The 264-nt window shown below is 26.9% G+C and carries 1 protein-coding gene; it reads right to left on the bottom strand.

Annotated elements, in window-relative coordinates; genetic code table 11:
- Positions 1 to 73: 73 nt before the first annotated feature.
- Positions 74 to 264: hypothetical protein (locus SB752_RS32635; protein WP_410719534.1), on the bottom strand; the 191-nt coding region annotated here is incomplete at its 5' end.

Here is a 264-nt window from a genome sequence, read left to right as displayed (position 1 = left end):
CTTTACACTTTAGTGTAGTTTTAGAGGATATTTATCCAATTGAAATGAAAGAAACTCGTAATTAATGGAAATTTCATTTAAAAAGAAGAGTCTCGAAGGGACAATTTAATAAAGGATTGGATAAAATCCAATCAAACGCATTGATTAAAACAGAACATAAAAAAGCAGGAAAATTAATTCCTGCTTTTCTATTATTTATAAGGATCAGCTTTTTTTCGTTTAATAAATGTGTCAATTCCAAAAGCTTTATAGCCATATAATGAA

Origin of the sequence: Brevibacillus sp. SIMBA_040 (assembly GCF_046535075.1) — a bacterium.
Lineage (GTDB): Bacteria > Bacillota > Bacilli > Brevibacillales > Brevibacillaceae > Brevibacillus.
Note: the sequence above shows the minus strand (reverse complement) of the source record. Positions and strands in the feature narration are given on the sequence as shown.